Origin of the sequence: Sphingomonas panacis, from assembly GCF_001717955.1 — a bacterium.
Taxonomy (GTDB): Bacteria; Pseudomonadota; Alphaproteobacteria; order Sphingomonadales; family Sphingomonadaceae; genus Sphingomonas; species Sphingomonas panacis.
On the sequence record NZ_CP014168.1, the window covers coordinates 3002047 to 3018326 of the forward strand.

General features: G+C 64.5%; 16 protein-coding genes. 11 read left to right on the forward strand and 5 right to left on the reverse strand.

Features of this window, described 5'->3' with window-relative positions; genetic code table 11:
- Window positions 1–2: 2 nt before the first annotated feature.
- Window positions 3–575, reverse strand: coding sequence for a Uma2 family endonuclease (locus J0A91_RS13790; protein WP_069205396.1), 573 nt, complete (start codon window positions 573–575; stop codon window positions 3–5).
- A gap of 31 nt (window positions 576–606) precedes the next feature.
- A complete protein-coding gene (locus J0A91_RS13795) occupies window positions 607–1263 on the reverse strand; it encodes a Uma2 family endonuclease (RefSeq protein ID WP_083224677.1) in 657 nt (218 codons plus the stop codon).
- 50 nt (window positions 1264–1313) lie between these two features.
- Between J0A91_RS13795 and J0A91_RS13800 the strand changes: the two genes are divergently transcribed.
- Window positions 1314–3308 carry a lytic transglycosylase domain-containing protein gene (locus J0A91_RS13800; protein WP_069205397.1) on the forward strand — a complete coding sequence of 665 codons (1995 nt, stop codon included), beginning with the start codon at window positions 1314–1316 and terminating at the stop codon, window positions 3306–3308.
- Window positions 3309–3405: 97 nt separating this feature from the next.
- On the opposite strand, the gene J0A91_RS13805 is transcribed toward J0A91_RS13800, so the two are convergent.
- Window positions 3406–3693, reverse strand: coding sequence for a hypothetical protein (locus J0A91_RS13805; protein ID WP_150126917.1), 288 nt, complete (start codon window positions 3691–3693; stop codon window positions 3406–3408).
- Between the two features lie 200 nt (window positions 3694–3893).
- Between J0A91_RS13805 and greB the strand changes: the two genes are divergently transcribed.
- The 3 genes from greB (at window position 3894) to J0A91_RS25065 (ending at window position 7005) form a co-directional block, all read left to right on the forward strand.
- Window positions 3894–4406, forward strand: a complete 513-nt coding sequence (greB, locus tag J0A91_RS13810; protein ID WP_069205399.1) for a transcription elongation factor GreB — start codon at window positions 3894–3896, stop codon at window positions 4404–4406.
- A gap of 189 nt (window positions 4407–4595) precedes the next feature.
- The gene (locus tag J0A91_RS13815) at window positions 4596–5141 is read left to right on the forward strand and encodes a hypothetical protein (RefSeq protein ID WP_069205400.1); all 546 of its coding nucleotides are present in this window, start codon (window positions 4596–4598) and stop codon (window positions 5139–5141) included.
- A gap of 1729 nt (window positions 5142–6870) precedes the next feature.
- Entirely contained in the window at window positions 6871–7005 is a 135-nt protein-coding gene (locus J0A91_RS25065) for a hypothetical protein (protein ID WP_276204573.1), read from the forward strand.
- A 74-nt stretch (window positions 7006–7079) separates the two neighbouring features.
- Here the strand turns inward: J0A91_RS25065 and J0A91_RS13820 are convergent, their stop codons facing one another.
- On the reverse strand, window positions 7080–7490 hold the full coding sequence (locus tag J0A91_RS13820; RefSeq protein WP_150126918.1) for a hypothetical protein: 411 nt from the start codon (window positions 7488–7490) through the stop codon (window positions 7080–7082).
- Window positions 7491–7606: 116 nt separating this feature from the next.
- On the opposite strand from J0A91_RS13820, the gene J0A91_RS13825 reads away from it, so the two are divergent.
- The 3 genes from J0A91_RS13825 (at window position 7607) to dapA (ending at window position 9393) form a co-directional block, all read left to right on the forward strand.
- Window positions 7607–7909, forward strand: coding sequence for a hypothetical protein (locus tag J0A91_RS13825; RefSeq protein WP_169833144.1), 303 nt, complete (start codon window positions 7607–7609; stop codon window positions 7907–7909).
- A 257-nt stretch (window positions 7910–8166) separates the two neighbouring features.
- Window positions 8167–8421, forward strand: a complete 255-nt coding sequence (locus J0A91_RS13830) for an acylphosphatase (RefSeq protein ID WP_338056872.1) — start codon at window positions 8167–8169, stop codon at window positions 8419–8421.
- 93 nt (window positions 8422–8514) lie between these two features.
- A complete protein-coding gene (gene dapA, locus J0A91_RS13835) occupies window positions 8515–9393 on the forward strand; it encodes a 4-hydroxy-tetrahydrodipicolinate synthase (RefSeq protein WP_069205403.1) in 879 nt (292 codons plus the stop codon).
- 535 nt (window positions 9394–9928) lie between these two features.
- On the opposite strand, the gene J0A91_RS13840 is transcribed toward dapA, so the two are convergent.
- The gene (locus J0A91_RS13840; RefSeq protein ID WP_240502013.1) at window positions 9929–10201 is read right to left on the reverse strand and encodes a hypothetical protein; all 273 of its coding nucleotides are present in this window, start codon (window positions 10199–10201) and stop codon (window positions 9929–9931) included.
- A 105-nt stretch (window positions 10202–10306) separates the two neighbouring features.
- Between J0A91_RS13840 and smpB the strand changes: the two genes are divergently transcribed.
- The 4 genes from smpB (at window position 10307) to J0A91_RS13860 (ending at window position 16266) form a co-directional block, all read left to right on the forward strand.
- Entirely contained in the window at window positions 10307–10789 is a 483-nt protein-coding gene (smpB, locus tag J0A91_RS13845; RefSeq protein ID WP_069205404.1) for an SsrA-binding protein SmpB, read from the forward strand.
- A 2-nt stretch (window positions 10790–10791) separates the two neighbouring features.
- Window positions 10792–11322 carry a DUF2062 domain-containing protein gene (locus tag J0A91_RS13850; protein ID WP_069205405.1) on the forward strand — a complete coding sequence of 177 codons (531 nt, stop codon included), beginning with the start codon at window positions 10792–10794 and terminating at the stop codon, window positions 11320–11322.
- 42 nt (window positions 11323–11364) lie between these two features.
- Entirely contained in the window at window positions 11365–13416 is a 2052-nt protein-coding gene (locus J0A91_RS13855) for a M13 family metallopeptidase (RefSeq protein ID WP_069205406.1), read from the forward strand.
- Between the two features lie 435 nt (window positions 13417–13851).
- Window positions 13852–16266: a hybrid sensor histidine kinase/response regulator gene (locus J0A91_RS13860; protein WP_069205407.1), complete on the forward strand. Its 2415-nt coding sequence runs from the start codon at window positions 13852–13854 to the stop codon at window positions 16264–16266.
- The last annotated feature ends 14 nt before the right edge of the window (window positions 16267–16280 follow it).

The following is a 16280-nucleotide window of genomic DNA, read 5'->3' on the forward strand; positions in this document are numbered from 1 at the left end:
GGTCAGAGCGTGTTCGTCTCGACCGCCAGCCCCTCGATCGTCGCGGCAACGATGCGCGCGCCAAAGGCGATCTCCCGGCATTCCGCGTAGCTGTCGCCGGCGGGTGTCCACATCTGATGGATGCGGGCTTTGCTGACATCGACGACCCAATATTCGGACACGCCTTCGCGCGCATAGATGCGCAGCTTGCGACCGAGATCGTTCTTCACGGTGGCGTCCGCCACTTCGATCACGAGCGCGAGCGAGGCAAGCGGGATCAGCCCTTTGCCCTCGGGTTCCGCGGTCAGCGAGATGTCGGGTTCGGGCACATTGTGCGGCGGCATCGCGATCGAGCCTTCGACCAGCGCCTCCAGATCGCTACCGATCTCATCCAACGCATCCGCGATCAGGCGATACAGCCGCGACTTGATCCGCGCATGTGGCCGGTGCTGCGCGTTGATATAGACGATTTCCCCCTCGATCAGCTCGGTCTTGCCGTAAGCGTCGAAAGCGCCGAGTTCGTCGAGCGTGAGATAGTCCTCGACCCGCAGCTTGACGGGCAGGGGTTCGATCGTGAGAGGCACGATTTCGCTCATCGACGCATCGTATCAGCTTCGGCAGGGCATGTCAGTTGCCGTAGCATAACGCCGCGGAGTCGACGCTTAGGTCCGTCACCGTCGCGGCGCTGATCCGTCCACCGAACGCGATGTCGCGACGCTCGGCATAGGCGTCGCCCTCCGGGCGCCACATCTGATGGACGACGCGCCCCTCGACATCAACCACCCAATATTCGGGCACACCGTAGCGCGCATACAGCCGCGCCTTGCGGCCCATGTCGATGTCGAGCGTCGAATCCGAAATCTCGATCGCGATCCTCACCGAACCGCCCTGCAAGGTCCGCGCATCGTTGGGGTCGGCAATGGCGATGTCCGGCTCAGGCATGGAATCGTCCGACAGTTCGGTCGAGGGTGCGGTGTAGAGGAACAGCGGCGACCCGATCGCCTTCAGCGCAACCCCCAATTCGACGGTCAGCGTCGAATGCGCGCGCGCATGCCGCGTATGAATCGCGTTCACGACCCAGATTTCCCCTTCGATCAGCTCGGTGCGCGCATAATCCTGAAACGCCCCCGCGTCCGCGAGCAGCAGGAAATCGGCGACGCGAAGCTTCGCCTTCTGAGGAACGGTGATGACATCCTGCGCCGTCATGATCCGCATCGTATCACGACCGCCGCGCGACACCAATCCGGTCGCGCCATTCCAGGCCAGACCAACCGCCCACCGCATTTTCGCTTTTGATACGAGACAACTTAACGCCGCTTCTTTATAGTATCGGCATGGTTCCAGGCGTGGTGAAATTCGTATTGCTGGCGGCCGGTGCGTCCGGCGCGTTCGCCGTTGCCGGCGTCGCGCAGGATCAGCTCGGCTGGGGACGCGCCACGCAGGCGCTCACCCAGCAAGACCCCGCCCGGGGTGCCGCGCTCTCCGCCGCCATCGCGCAGTGGAAGTCGCTCCAGCAGACCAGCGGCTATCCGTTCGAAAGCTACGCCAATTTCCTGATCGCGCACCCCGGCTGGCCCGCCGAGATGACGCTGCGCCGCGCCGCCGAGCGCGCGATCGACGGCACCACGCCGGTCTCGCCGACCACGACGGTCGCATTCTTCCGTCGTTTCCCGCCGCTCACCGGCACCGGCAAGGTCCGCTTCGCCGAGGCGCTCGCCGCATCGGGCTACCGCGACGAAGCCAATCTCGCCGCGCGCAGCGCCTGGGTGTCGGGCACTCTCGCCGTCGCTGATGAAGCGAAGGTCATCACCGGCTTTTCGGGCGCGCTGAGCCAGGCCGATCAAGATACGCGCATGGACATGCTGCTGTGGCAGGGCGCGACTTCGGCGGCGCAACGCCAGCTCGCGCTCACCAGCGCCGCGCGGCGGCCGGTGTTCGCGGCACGGCTCGCGTTCCGCACCAACGCGCCCGACGCGTCCACGCAAGCCGCTTCGACGCAGAGCTGGGGCATGGCCGATCCGGGCTGGCTCGCCGATCGCGCGACGTGGCTTCGCAACAACGGCGGCTTCGGCGCGCGCGAGCTGCTCGCCCGCCGCCCCGCGCTCGCCACCCGCCCCGCCAATGTCGAGGCGTGGTACGAGGCGCTGCTCACCAATGCGCGCGGCGCGGCGGCGGATGCGCAATATGCCACCGCCTATGACATCGCCCGGCAGGTCGATGACGCCTATCCCGCCGGCACCGATGTCAGCGGCCAGCCTTACGGCGAGCGCGACGATTACACGAGCCTCGTCTGGCTCGCCGGGCAGACCGCGCTCAAGAACCTCGGCCGCGCCGCCGACGCAAGCACCCTGTTCGCGCGCTACGCTCACGCCTCCAAATCGCCGACCACGCAATCGAAGGGCTATTACTGGGCGGGCCGTGCCGCCGAAGCCGCCGGACAGCGCGACCTCGCCACCGGCTATTACAACCAGGCCGCCGGCTTCCCCGACATGTTCTACGGCCAGCTCGCCACCGAACGGCTCGGCCGTGTGCTCGCCGCGCCCGGCGCGCCGGTGATGCGCCCCGTCGATCCCGCCGTGCGCGCGGCCTTCTACGCCCGCGAGACGGTGCGCGCCGCGCAATATCTCGGCACCGCCGGCAATTGGCAGGACCAGAGCGCCTTCGTCCGCCAGATCGCCAACGACGCCAAGACCGACAGCGATCACGTCCTCGCCACCGAACTCTCGCGCACGCTCGGCCGCCCCGATCTCGGCGTGATGGTCGGCCGCAGCGCTCTCCAGAACGGCCTTAGCGATTATTCGACGGTCGGCTTCCCGACCGTGCGCGTCCCCGCCAGCGCCAACGACGATTGGGTGATGGTCCATGCCATCGCGCGGCAGGAAAGCCAGTTCGATCGCGCCGCGATCAGCCATGCCGGCGCGCGCGGGCTGATGCAGTTGATGCCCGGTACCGCGCGGGAAACTGCCACCAAGCTCGGCGTCGGCTATGACGCGAACAATCTCACCACCGATACCGATTACAACATCATGGTCGGCTCGGCCTATTTCGCGCGGATCTACAATCAGTTCGGCAGCTATCCGCTCGCCGTCGCGGCCTATAACGCCGGGCCGGGCAACGTGAACAAATGGCTCCGCGCCAACGGCGATCCGCGCACCGGCAGCGTCGATATCGTCGACTGGATCGAAGCGATCCCGATCTACGAGACGCGCAACTACGTCCAGCGCGTACTCGAAAACGCGGTGGTCTACGATCTCATGAATCCCCAGCATGCCCGCTCGCGCGGCGCGAACCGGATAAGCTGGTATCTCGGCAAGGGCCGGCCGGGCTGATTGACGACGCGGCTTATCGCACCTGTGGCGATATCCGCCGCGAAACGGCCAATGAAATACGAATATCGTATACCCTGCTGTTGACTGCACGTTACGCTCAAGTAATGAACATGCAGCCTAAACGGCTGAATATCTGTAAATAAGCAAAAAATTTTCTGTTGGGAGATCGCGGGAGGAGAAGTGTCTTCCCCGCGGCGGGTCGTCGCGTCTCTAATTGGTATTGCGCCGGCCTGACTTGTTCCAAATGGGGATCGCGCACGCCATGACTATGAGCACTGTATCCAAATTGGGACTTTTCGTAAGTTTTGTCTTGGCGATGACCGGCGAAGCTGGCGCGCAAAAGCCCGCCGCTGCGCCACCCGCCCCCGCCAAAGCCGTCGATCATGCCATGTTTCGGGCGATGCAGGCGTCGATCAACCGACGCCGCCAGCAGGAAGCCGAGCGCCGCCGCGCCGCGGGGAAGCGCGCGAGCGGCCCCAATCGCCCGGACTGTTCTCGCGCGAAGGGGAATTCTTGCCCGTACAGCCCGTAAGCGCGCGCGACAGCGCGTTGACCCGGCATGATCCTGCGGTATCGCATCGCGGGATGACCGATCGACCCAATTACATCACCCCCGCCGGCTATGCGGTGCTGCGCGCGGAATATGACGCCTTGCTGGGCGATGAGCGCCCGAAACTGGTCGATGTCATTTCCTGGGCGGCGGGCAATGGCGACCGATCCGAGAACGGCGACTATATCTACGGCCGCAAGCGCCTGCGCGAGATCGACCGGCGGCTTGGCTTCCTCGCAAGGCGAATGAAAGCCGCCAAGATCGTCGATCCGTCAGCGCAGGCCGACCGCACCCGCATCTGGTTCGGCGCGACCGCCACCATCGCCGACGAGGACGACGCCGAGCGTGTGCTGACTCTGGTCGGCGACGACGAAACCGATGCCGGGGCAGGGCGGATCGGCTGGAACGCCCCGCTCGCCCGCGCCTTACGCGGCGCGGCGGTCGGGGATGTGCGCCGCGTCGTGCTGCCGGCGGGCGAGCGCGAATATGAGGTGATCGCGATTTCGTATCCGGAGCCGGCGGTTAGGGGTGTCGTTGGTTCCGATTAGGCGGGGGATCTAAGAGCATTCTGCCCCGCCGGACCCGGCCCGAGTCGGCTCCGCCCCGCAGGAGATGTCGTCATCAATCCTGACGTCACCATGACATGGGAACTCTGCCGCAAACGAGTGGCCGCTATCGCCATTTGTCGATGGGTCGGGATGCTTGAGGGGTGGATATCGATCGCCTAGGGCGAAGCGATGGCAAGATATGCAATTCGCTTCGGCATAGCGCTCGCTTCTCTCCTCGTTCCGCCATTGGCGCCTTTGCTCGCAGCCGACCGGCCGGCGCCGGATTTCTTCGCGGCCGCGGTTTGCGAGCCGCCCTATTCAGTAGCCGAGGCGACCGCGCTCTACGAAGCAGCCGAAAAACTCGGCAAGCCCGACACGTCCTCCTTAGGTGCGGCGATTTATCATCTGCCAACCCCCATCAGCCGGGACGGCTTTACGACCCGGGAGGTCGTCTTCGCGGGTTCGGCGATCGGCGTGCTGATCGATGGCAACGTCGCCGACAGTCTGGCAGCGCAATATCGGCTGGCGCCCGAGAAAAGCCATGTGATGGGCACTTCGACCAAAGGTTTCGCGCGCCTGCTGCCGGATGCGCAGCAGGCCATGAAGGGGCTCGGCTTGATCTCCATTGTCGCTCGGGAAGGCGCGGCGATGAAAGACAAGACGCTGCTGGCCTGCGAGCTTGTCTCCGACGAGGATCGCATGGCGATGGAGGCTTTCGAGAAGGGCGGCAAATAGTCTCGATCGTCCGGCGGAAACGCTGCGCCGCGCGACGCCGCGTACATGTGGCTGTTCGCGATGATGAGACACCGGAGCTGCGATGGAGGCCATCTCCGGCTCGGATGACATGAGGCGCTGACGCTCGACCGACACGCGTTCGTAAGGACGCAAACCACTTCGATGCGACGGACGCGAGATGTTCGCCAAGCCGTGCGGGATGCGGACTGCGTCCCAGAAAAAACCACTCGCATACGGCAAAATGGCACTGATTTTCACGGCGGGTTTTCTGGCGGTTTCAGGCTCCCCGGACTGCCATCGCCTAACCTCGAGGAACCGCCCGTTTCCTTGCGGCGCCGACCTCGGCACGATCGGCAGCGCCCGCCCAAAGTCGGACATTGCCGGGCGTGATACCTATCCCACTAGCGGATGTTGCAAACCGTCAGCCAATTACTTCGAGGTGGGTTTCGCAAAGCGTTCGCTCGCGCGCCATCGCGTCGAGCCATCGGACGGCGCGGACGACCTTGGAGTTGCCCGTTCTGGAGCCGCGATAAGCCACGGCTTGCGCCCGTGGTGTGCTGCATGCCGCTCGGAGTTGTTCCAGCGTTCCGAGCCTTGAATTTAAGCAATCGGCGTAGGGTCGTACTTGGCGGGCCGCCGTTTGCCCTACACCCCGCAGCTTCAACGATGCCGCACATTCGGCGTCGATTGATGGTAACACGAGGATCATCGCAAGGAGCAACTTCATTCAGATGCCTTTCAAACGACAGCTATCCTCGATGTGAGATTAAAAGCTGCCTCTCGGCAATCCACCATCTCCGGACCTATACTACCAGTATGCTAAGCGGCCTGCCGCGCGAAAGCGGCTCCCAGCCGGCCTGGATGGCGGCACTCACGGCCTGATTGAGCAATGGAGCATCGATCTTCGGTCGTTTACGATATGGTACGCTGTTGCTCGCGACCTTTGGCATCGGCCATTCCACGAATGCCTCGCGTTGTCCGTCCACATGACGAACAGCGAGGACCATTCCGCGCCACCCGTCGGTGGTGCACCACTGCGGCTCACGATGCAGCCGCCACGCGAAGTCCTCGCCGTCTACCGAAATCACTCCAACTTCTGTTCGCTTTGCGTTGCGCATTGGCGGCAAGCTAATCCGCTTCTCGTCCGCCTTCCACCACTTTTCCCCGTTCCCGCTGGCGATCGACGCTGGATTAAAGCGGCCCGTCGGCTCCCGCCCATTATCAGGCCTAAGCGATGTCAGCTCATGGCTGCGCTTGAAGCAGGGGTCTTGATACGCCCCCGCAACATCTCTGCTGAGACAGATGAAAGGCATTGACCGCTAACTGATTCAGGATCATCCTCAAGAAACTGAGTGATCGCCCTTAGAGCGAACCAGGCGGAGAGTGGATCATGGACCGGGTAGTCGGTGAGCTTCACAAATGTGAGTTTAGAATCCTCTTGCTTTTTTCGGCAGGCGCTTGTGCACTATCAGGCTTGGTAATCGGTCTTCTTGACTGAGGTGACCGGCCCGACAGCGCTCCGATAGGGCTTTGGAGCATAACGGGCGGGATGCTCGCCGCCAATGGCGGCTTGCCACCATCTGAAGCCGTTCCGACGCCTTCGCGCCTATTGCATCGCCCGAAAACCACCGGGCGGCTATCGGGCAGAAAAGCAGCCCGTCCGGGGTCGCCCACTTGCCGTCGAACTGCTTCTAATCGATAGCCCTAAGAGCGGACGTTCGGAGGCCCCGTGTTGGTCGATGCCATTTTCGAGTATCTCATTGCCATTGGCGGCCCCGATCGTGGAACGTGGCGGCTGTGGCTGGCGATAACGCTTGTCGGCATTTTTGCCTGCGTGCTGATCGCCGCGTTCCGTGTCCGCTAACCCTCCGCCCGCCTCATCACAAGCAGCCGTTCCGCAGTCCACCATATGAGCGCGAACGGCGGCGGGCGCCTGGCTTACTCCGTGCCTGCCGTATCAAGCGGCTCGATTGATTTACTAGCGTTCGTACAGAAAAATCTTGAAGCCCGAATAGGTTTGCTCACACTCACCGCATCTGCGCGCCAGATTTGTCCGAGGTTCGGACTCGATGTCATGGCACGCCGCTCAATGCGCATTCCTGCCTGGGGAGCCAGTTCTCGCTCAAAAAACTGCACGCACCTTTGCACGGCGGCATCGGTAATAGACGAGATGGCCACTTCATCGGTCCCCACGCCATTGGGCAACATGCCAGGAACAGGATCAGCGGAGACCATGTCCTGTGGCGATGCCATAGCGGCAAAAAGGAATAATATCGCAAGCATAAGGCGCAAAATACCATGGTTCTCGACGAGGCTCAACAGTTTGCCATTATTTTCGGTATAAGGCATCTGCATATGCGTAGGTATCTATCCATCGGCTAATTCGCCAATCCATGTGCCGGAGATCTGCTATTCCGGCAGATGTCGCCAGTTGCAGACGTTGGGCGCTGGGCTAATCTCGCGAAATGAAAAGCCGCACATTTGTCATAGGCGCCGTCGCCCTGTTCCTCGGTGGATGCGATCTCATTCGCGTGATGCTTCCGCGCCATGAAACTACTGCTGCCGAGGCCAGATCCGCGCTAATTCGATGTGGCATCGTGCCGGAAAGCATTGCTTGGTCGGTTACCGCCGAAGGCACCTTCGCGTTTGGGAGGAAAAGCGCTGATAGCATGCCGATGCCTGGACCACAGAGCGCGTGCCTGATGCGTTGGGTCGAAATAAACCGGGTAAAAGTTGCATTTATCGGCTGGGAAACCGGGCCTCGCTAATGTCCGCTCACCACCATTTCCGCTATTCCGTATCTGTGACGCATACGCATTTTCCGCCGATCCATGCTGCGGCCATAGGCATCGCTCGAACACGTCAGCGCCACCCAAGCGACCGGCGCACCCCGCTTTGCGACAAGTCGCTACACACTCTATGGTCTTGTCGGCCGCGCGTGCTAGGCGTCGCCTGCGGCTCGTGCGGTGTGCGGGCCATGTGCAAGGGAAGTCAGGTCGCAATGCAAGTCGTTCAGCGCGTTTTCGTGAGTGGCAAGGTTCAGAACATCGGTTTGCGCGATTGGGCGGTGCGCCGCGCGCGGGATTTCGGCGTGTCGGGGTGGGTGCGCAATCTCCGCGACGGCCGGGTCGAACTGCTCGTCGCCGGTGAGGAAGAGGCGGTCGACGGCATGGTCGAGGCGGTTCGCGAGGGACCGGAGAAGGCGCGGATCGACAATGTCGAGGCCCGCGTCGATACCGAGCGCGCGCCCAAGGGCTTCACCAAGCGCTTCACCGCGTAAGGTTTTTTGAAGATGCGCGAGCGTGCGCATCTCGGCACCGTCACCAGGACGAACGGGCTTTCGTTTCGCCGCCGGCGCTTGTAGGGCGGCGCGATGTTCACAGGCTCGATCCCCGCTCTCGTCACCCCCTTCGCCGAAGACGGCAGCTTCGACGAAAGCGCGTTCCGCGATTTCGTCGAATGGCAGATCGTGGAAGGCTCGGCCGGTCTGGTGCCGTGCGGCACCACCGGCGAATCCGCGACGATGGATTTCGAGGAGCATTTCCGCGTCGTGAAGACCTGCGTCGATCAGGCGCGCGGCCGCGTGCCGGTGATCGCCGGCGCGGGCAGCAACGATACGCGCGTCGCGATCCGCAATATCAAGGCGGCGAAGGATGCCGGCGCCGATTGCGCGCTGATGGTCCCGCCCTATTACAACCGTCCGAGCCAGGAGGGCATCTTCCGCCACTTCGCCGCGATCGTCGAGGCATGCGACCTGCCGGTGCTGCTCTACAACGTGCCCGGCCGCACCGTCACGGATATCCTGCCCGAGACGATGGGCCGGCTCGCCGAGGCGTTTCCTGAGAGCATCGTCGGCGTCAAGGACGCGACCGGCGCGCTCGCCCGCGTCTCGCAGCAGCGCGCTGCGTGCGGCCCCGCTTTCGTGCAACTCTCGGGCAACGACGAAACCGCGCTCGCCTTCAACGCGATGGGTGGGGTAGGGTGCATCTCGGTCACCGCCAACGTCGCCCCGCGCCTGTGCGCCGAGTTTCAGGCCGCCACCGACGACGAGGATTACACCGCCGCGCTCGGCCTGCACGACCGGCTGTTCGCGCTGCACCTGGCGATGTTCACCGATGCCTCGCCCGGCCCGGTCAAATATGCGGTGTCGAAGGTCATCCCAGGCTTCCCGACCGCGCTCCGCCTGCCGATGACCTGGCCGAGCGAAACCGCCCGCGCGGCCGTCGATGCGGCGATGGCTGCGGTGGCGTAACGCGGAACGTGTGGAGGTGGTGGCAAGCTGCCGTTGTGTGATACATTTCGCGATGGTCACCGCCTTCAAAAATGTTCGAAGTGCCTGTGCTGCTGCTTTGATCGCGCTAGCTGGTTTCCATGCCAACGCCGCCCACGCCAGCGCAGATGTCTATGGCTCGGCTCGCTGCGGGGGAGCGCCTGCCGGATGGCAGAGAGTTGGCGCAGAATATCTGAATGAGGCTTCGACTAACGCGATTAGCCTTAAAAATTTAACCGTCTTTTGGAACTGGTCACCAGTTAGCGATGAAAATCTAAATAAGTACATTGAATTCGTCCGCGCGAACCCTTCAAATATGGTACTTATATTTGATCGTCATTCTTCGTGCGCGAAAGTGTTGGCCCTTCGTAATCTCGTTAGGAAAACGGTGAAGTGCACTCGCGAAGTTGCGTGTGTTGAATATACGACGACTTCGTGGAGAGCCAGCCGGATGTGGAGGCTCACACATAGATCGCAGCGCGAATAGCCAGGGCCTTGATGTCCGCTAGTGGGGCGATCATTGCCGCTTGAACGCCACGGTCTCGCTGGTCGCGAAGGGAGGTTTGACGACCGCTTCATACCAGTCGTCACGAAAACCCGGCAAGGCCGACAGGTGCGCGATCAAGCCCGCCCAACCCGTGGCCTCCTCATGGAACGTCCAGACGCGACGTGCCACTTCAACGTCGCAGCATATCAGGTCCGTCGTGATCTCGTCGCGTTTGTAGAAGACGACAGTCTCGATCGCCGAAAGCGGTAGCTGGCTGAGGACGGCGGGGGTGATCGTCACCATTTCATTATGCCTTGCCGAACGGTCGCCTTCAATCGGGGAGCGGGTGGATCGCCCACAACTCCGGCCTTCCCATACCCCGAACCGCACCTTACATGCCCGTCTCTTATGGCCCGTCCCAAACCCCCCGCTTTCGAAAAGACCAAGATCGTCGCCGAGAACCGGCGCGCGCGGTACGACTATTCCATCGAGACGGTGTACGAGGCCGGCATCGCGCTGACCGGCACCGAGGTGAAGTCGCTGCGGTCTGGCACCGGCTCGATCGCGGAGAGCTATGCCGAGGTGAAGGATAATCAGGTCTGGCTGATCAACTCGAACGTCCCCGAGTTCAGCCACGGCAACCGCTTCAACCACGAGCCCAAGCGCCCACGCAAACTGCTGCTCCACGAACGCGAGATCAACAAGATGCACGGCGCCGTCGCGCGGCAGGGCATGACGCTCGTCCCGCTGATGATCTACTTCAACTCGAAGGGCCGCGCGAAGGTCGAACTCGCGCTCGCCAAGGGCAAGAAGGATCACGACAAGCGCGAGGCCACCAAGGAGCGTGACTGGAAGCGTGAACAGGGCCGCCTGATGCGCGATCGCGGCTGACGATGTTCGCGAAGGCCGCCGCCTGGGCACACCGCAACCTGCCGACCCGCGAGAGCCTCGAGCGCAATCGCCTGCTCCGCCCGGTCGCGCATCGTGTGCTGGAGCCAGCGTTGTGGCGGTTCACGCGCCGATCGGTGCCGCGTGGCGTCGCGCTCGGCATGGTGACGGGCATCCTGTTCCCGGTCGCGCAGGTGCCGCTGTCGGCGTTGCTCGCGCTCCCCTTGCGCGCCAACATCCCGACCGCGGCGCTGACCACCTTCATCACCAACCCGCTGACGACGCCGCCGCTGTGGGTCGCGGCCTATTGGATCGGCAGCCGCCTGCTCCGCTACGAGGGCGCGACCGTCCACGTCGGCGAGACCTGGCTTCACTGGCTCGTCTCGCAGGCTGGCCCGTCGCTGGTCGTCGGCCTGCTCACCCTCACGGCGACGTTCGCGGTGACGGGTTTCGCGGCGAGCGCGCTCGGCTGGCGCTGGTGGATCGTGCGCAAGTGGCGCGCGCGGGCGTTGCGCCGGGCTGGACCCGCGCTGTAACATTCGCGTAGAACACCGCATCCAAACTTTTCGGGGTGCGTAATGCTTAGATCCTCCTCCCTCGCCATGCTGTTGTCCGCCACGATCCTCGCCGGCGTCGCGATCAGCCCGCTCGCCAGCCAGACCGCCACGCCGACCCAGGCACCTGCCACCGCCAAGCCGCAGTTCGGCACCTTCGGCTTCGACGAGGCGGGCATGGACCGTTCGGTCGCGCCCGGCGACAATTTCTACCGATACAGCAACGGCACCTGGGCCAAGACCACGCCGATCCCGCCGGACAAGTCCAATTACGGTTCGTTCAACCTGCTCTCCGACCTGTCCGAAGCGCGCACGCGCGGCATCCTCGAAGCCGCCGCCAAAGACCCGGGCTCGAAGATCGGCACCGCCTACGCCACCTTCCTCGATCGCCCCGCGATCGACGCCAAGGGCCTCGCGCCGATCCAGCCGTGGCTCGGCAAGATCAAGGCGCTTAACACCCGTGCCGGCTATGCGGCGCTGGTCGCCGAAGCCGCGCGCGCCGGCATCGACGGCCCGTTCGCGGCCGGCGTCAATCAGGACGACAAGAACCCCGAAGTCTATGCGCTCGGCCTCCAGCAATCCGGCCTCGGCCTGCCCGACCGCGATTATTATCTGAGCAAGGACGCCAAGCTCGCCGAAGCCAAGGCCGCGTACCAGACTCACATCGCCAAGGTGCTGACGCTCGCCGGCGAACCCAATGCGGAGGCCCGCGCCAAGGCGATCGTCGATTATGAAACCCAGGTCGCCACGATAAGCTGGACCCGCACCGACAGCCGCGACGCCGACAAGACCTACAACAAGCTCACCGTCGCCGCGCTCGCCAAGTCCGCGCCCGGCTTCGATTTCGCCGGCTATTTCGCCGGCCTCGGTACGCCCGTCGACAGCGTCATCGTCGCGCAGCCGAGCGCCGTCACCGGCATCGCCCGGCTGATCGCCGCCGCGCCGCTCGGCGTGCTGCGCGATCAACTGCTGGTCCGCTCGCTCGATGCCTATGCCGACGTGCTGCCGAAGACGTTCGACGACGAGCATTTCGCCTTCTACGGCACCATCCTGTCGGGCACGCCCGAGCAGGAGGCGCGGTGGAAGCGCGCCGTCCAGTTCACCACCGGCGCGATCGACGACGAGGTCAGCAAGCTCTACGTCGCCAAATATTTCCCGCCCGAGACCAAGGCGGCGGCCGACGCGCTCGTCCACAACATCATCGCCGCGATGGACACGCGAATCGACAAGCTCGACTGGATGACGCCCGAGACCAAGCGCCGCGCCCACGCCAAGCTCGCCGCCTTCACCCCCAAGATCGGCTATCCGAGCCAGTGGAAGGATTACAGCGGGCTCACCATCACGGCGGGCGATGCGTTCGGCAACGCATGGCGCGCGAACCAGTGGAGCCACGCCTATAACGTCGGCCACCTCGGCAAGCCGCTCCAGCGCTGGGAGTGGGGGATGACGCCGATGGAGGTCAACGCCTACGCCAACCCGCCGATGGTCGAGATCGTCTTCCCCGCCGCGATCCTCCAGCCGCCGTTCTTCGATCCGGCGGCGGACCCGGCGGTGAACTATGGCGGCATCGGCGCGGTGATCGGCCACGAACTCAGCCACCATTTCGATGATCAGGGCGCGAAATATAACGAACACGGCCAGCTCGCGAGCTGGTGGACGCCCGCCGACGTCAAGGCGTTCAATGCGCGTACCGAGGCGCTCGCCAAGGAATATGACGCCTATGAGCCGCTGCCCGGCATGCACGTCAACGGCCATCTCACGCTTGGCGAGAACACCGCCGATCTCGCCGGGCTGACGATCGCGCACGACGCCTATCGCGCCTCGCTCGCCGGCAAGGAACCGCCGGTGATCGACGGGTTCAGTGCCGATCAGCGCTTCTATCTCGGCTGGGCGCAGGTGTGGCGGCGCAGCTACCGCGAGGCGAACCTGCGCCAGCGGCTGCTCACCGATCCGCACAGCCCCTCCGAGCAGCGCGCCGCCGTCGTCCGCAATCTCGATCCGTGGTATGCAGCGTTCAAGCCCAAGCCGGGCGAGAAACTGTACCTCGCGCCCGACCAGCGCGTGCGGATCTGGTAGCAGGACGCACCGTATCCCAATCCAGTGTTCCCGCGAAAGCGGGAACCCGGAGCCAGGCAGAACCGTGTCCTGCGGCTCCTAAGGCTCTGGACTCCCGCCTGCGCGGGAGAACAAGGTTGCTCAAGTCCGGTGACGTTCCATTCACCCGTTCGTGCTGAGTAGAGATTGAGTAGGGCCGAAGGCCCGTATCGAGAGCTCGTATCGAAGCACAGGTTGCGCGCGGGGCGTGTGCTTCGATACGATGAGCAGGTCGGATCATCCCCCGGATGATCCTGAACATGCCGGGGGCATGTTCACCTGCTCATCTCGATACGCCTGCTGCGCAGGCTACTCGGCGGCTACTCAGCACGAACGGAGTTGTATTGGCAGCGAGTGATCATCGCACGCCGATATGTGATAGCCTCGCAGACCAACCCCAGCCAAAGAAGGATACGAATGGCCAGCCTTCCTATCCTCAAGTCCCCCGACTCCCACCCGGCGCGCGATGCGGCGCTGATCGCCGGCGCCACCGGCATCGCCGCCGCGCTCGTCATCCTCGGGCTGCTCGGCAACATCGTGGTCGCCGCCGCCTTCCTCGCCACCGCGATCGTCGCGGTTGGCGGGATGATTGCCTTTCGCCGCCTGTTCCCGTCCAGTGCGGGCGAGGGCGGCGAACCCGATTGGGCGCTCGCCCGCACGCTCGCCGCGGCCAGCACCGATGCGGTCGCCGTCACCGATCGGGCCGGGCGGCTGGTGTGCGCCAACGATCAGTATGAAGCGCTGTTCGGCGGCTTCCCGACCCCGCCCGGCCTGCCGCTCGATGGCGACGGTGCGGAGCGGCTCGGTGTCGCCGGCCGGCATGCCTGGCGAGACGGCACCGCCACGCTCGACCGGCTCGTCGCACGTGGCTCAGGCATCGTCGCCGACATCGCCTGCGCTGGCGAGGATGGCGATCTGCTGGTGTGGCGTTTCCGCCAGACCGTCCGCGTCAACCTCGCCGCCACGGTCGAGGAGCTTGTCGCCGGGCGTATCGGCGAGCAGTTCGGGCGCGCCGGCATCATGGTCACGCTGATCGGGCACGACGGTCGCGTCATCGCCGCCAACAGCGTTCTGCGCGCGCGTGCGATGGGGCATGCGGATGCCGCCATCACCGGCCGCGATTTCGCGCGCTTCCTCATCACCGACGAACGCGGCATGGTCCGCTTCGAGCGCGAGGGGATGCTCAAGAACCCGCTGCGCGTGTTGCAAATCCCCTTCGTGGAGGGTGACGACGCGCCGATGCTGGTCGCGCTGATCGACGAGGAGCAGAGCGGCGCGCCCCCGGTCGGCGCGAGCGCCAGCGCGCATGTCCAGACGCTCGTCGCGCTGATGCCGTTTGGCGTTGCGCTCGTCGGCAACGACGGGCGCTTCCTCCAGATGAACGAGTCTTTCGCGCGCGCCGCGCTGGTCGATCCCGCCGCGCCGCCGGTTTACCCCGGCGATCTCGTCGTGCGCGAGGACAAGGGCGTCATCGCCGATGCGGTGCGCCGCTTCGCCAGTGGCGCGACGCATTCGACCGATCTCGCCATCCGCCTCAAGGATCATCCCGACGAGCCGGTCGCGCTGTCGATCGCCGGCGCGCGTGGCCTCGGCGATGCGGCGGTGCTGCTCAGCCTCAAGGACAATGGCGAGGAGACCCGGCTCAAGCGCGAGGTCGCACAGGCCACCAAGATGCAGGCGGTCGGCCAGCTCGCCGGCGGCGTCGCGCACGATTTCAACAACATCCTCACCGCGATCATCGGGCATTGCGACCTGATGCTGATGCGTCATTCGCCCGGCGACAGCGATTACGACGATATCCAGCAAGTCCGCGCCAATTCGAACCGCGCCGCCTCGCTCACCCGGCAATTGCTCGCCTTCTCGCGCCAGCAGACGCTTCGCCCGCAAGTGCTGCAATTGCCCGATGTCGTTTCCGAAGTGTCGCAACTGCTCAAGCGGCTGCTCGGCGAATCGATTACCCTCAAGGTCAAGCATGGCCGCAATCTCGCGCCGGTGCGCGCCGATCCGGGCCAGCTCGAACAGGTCGTCGTCAATCTCGCGGTCAACGCGCGCGACGCGATGCTCGCCAAGCCCCCGAAAGGTGGCGCCGTGCTCTCGATCCGTACCTTCGCGATGACCGCGACCGATGTGCGGCGGATGGGATCGGATATCCTGCCGGTTGGCGATTACGTCGGGCTGGAAGTGGTCGATAACGGCGCCGGCATCCCGCCCGATGTGCTGCCCAAGATCTTCGAGCCGTTCTTCACCACCAAGGATGTCGGCAAGGGCACCGGGCTCGGCCTTTCGACCGTGTACGGCATCGTCAAGCAATCGGGCGGCTACATCTTCGCCGATTCGAAGCCGGGGCAGGGGGCGGTGTTCAGCATGTATCTGCCCGTCCACACCGCGTCCGCGCCCGTCGCGGACACGGTGATCGCCCCGCCGAAGAAGCCGCTCGATCTGTGGGGCAGCGGTACGATCCTGCTCGTCGAGGACGAGGACATGGTCCGTGCCGTCGCCGAGCGCGCGCTTACCCGCCAGGGTTATACCGTGCTCACCGCCGAACATGGCGAGGCGGCGCTGGACCTGCTCGCCAGCCAGCCCCGCCCCGATCTGCTCGTCTCGGATGTGATGATGCCGTTGATGGACGGCCCGACGATGGTGCGGCGCGCGCGGAAACTGTATCCCGATCTGCCGATCCTGTTCATGTCGGGCTATGCCGAGGAGACGTTGCGCAAGTCGATCGACCTCGAAAACGTCGCGTTTCTCGCCAAACCCTTTTCGGTACAGCAGCTTGCCGAGGCGGTGCGCGCGATGATGTCCGCGAAAGGGCTTGGCGCGGGCGGGGGTTGATGGTTATGGACCCG

Bases quoted from the DNA above. Each gene is read 5' to 3' on its own strand.
- dapA (WP_069205403.1), top strand. From the start codon at position 8,515: ATGTTCACAGGCTCGATCCCCGCTCTCGTCACCCCCTTCGCCGAAGAC.
- J0A91_RS13795 (WP_083224677.1), bottom strand. From the start codon at position 1,263: ATGCGGTGGGCGGTTGGTCTGGCCTGGAATGGCGCGACCGGATTGGTG.
- J0A91_RS13805 (WP_150126917.1), bottom strand. From the start codon at position 3,693: ATGATCGACGGCTTTGGCGGGGGCGGGTGGCGCAGCGGCGGGCTTTTG.
- J0A91_RS13850 (WP_069205405.1), top strand. From the start codon at position 10,792: ATGTTCGCGAAGGCCGCCGCCTGGGCACACCGCAACCTGCCGACCCGC.
- J0A91_RS13840 (WP_240502013.1), bottom strand. From the start codon at position 10,201: ATGGTGACGATCACCCCCGCCGTCCTCAGCCAGCTACCGCTTTCGGCG.
- greB (WP_069205399.1), top strand. From the start codon at position 3,894: ATGACCGATCGACCCAATTACATCACCCCCGCCGGCTATGCGGTGCTG.
- J0A91_RS13790 (WP_069205396.1), bottom strand. From the start codon at position 575: ATGAGCGAAATCGTGCCTCTCACGATCGAACCCCTGCCCGTCAAGCTG.
- J0A91_RS13860 (WP_069205407.1), top strand. From the start codon at position 13,852: ATGGCCAGCCTTCCTATCCTCAAGTCCCCCGACTCCCACCCGGCGCGC.
- J0A91_RS13815 (WP_069205400.1), top strand. From the start codon at position 4,596: ATGGCAAGATATGCAATTCGCTTCGGCATAGCGCTCGCTTCTCTCCTC.
- J0A91_RS13820 (WP_150126918.1), bottom strand. From the start codon at position 7,490: ATGCCTTATACCGAAAATAATGGCAAACTGTTGAGCCTCGTCGAGAAC.
- smpB (WP_069205404.1), top strand. From the start codon at position 10,307: ATGGCCCGTCCCAAACCCCCCGCTTTCGAAAAGACCAAGATCGTCGCC.
- J0A91_RS13800 (WP_069205397.1), top strand. From the start codon at position 1,314: ATGGTTCCAGGCGTGGTGAAATTCGTATTGCTGGCGGCCGGTGCGTCC.
- J0A91_RS13825 (WP_169833144.1), top strand. From the start codon at position 7,607: ATGAAAAGCCGCACATTTGTCATAGGCGCCGTCGCCCTGTTCCTCGGT.
- J0A91_RS13855 (WP_069205406.1), top strand. From the start codon at position 11,365: ATGCTTAGATCCTCCTCCCTCGCCATGCTGTTGTCCGCCACGATCCTC.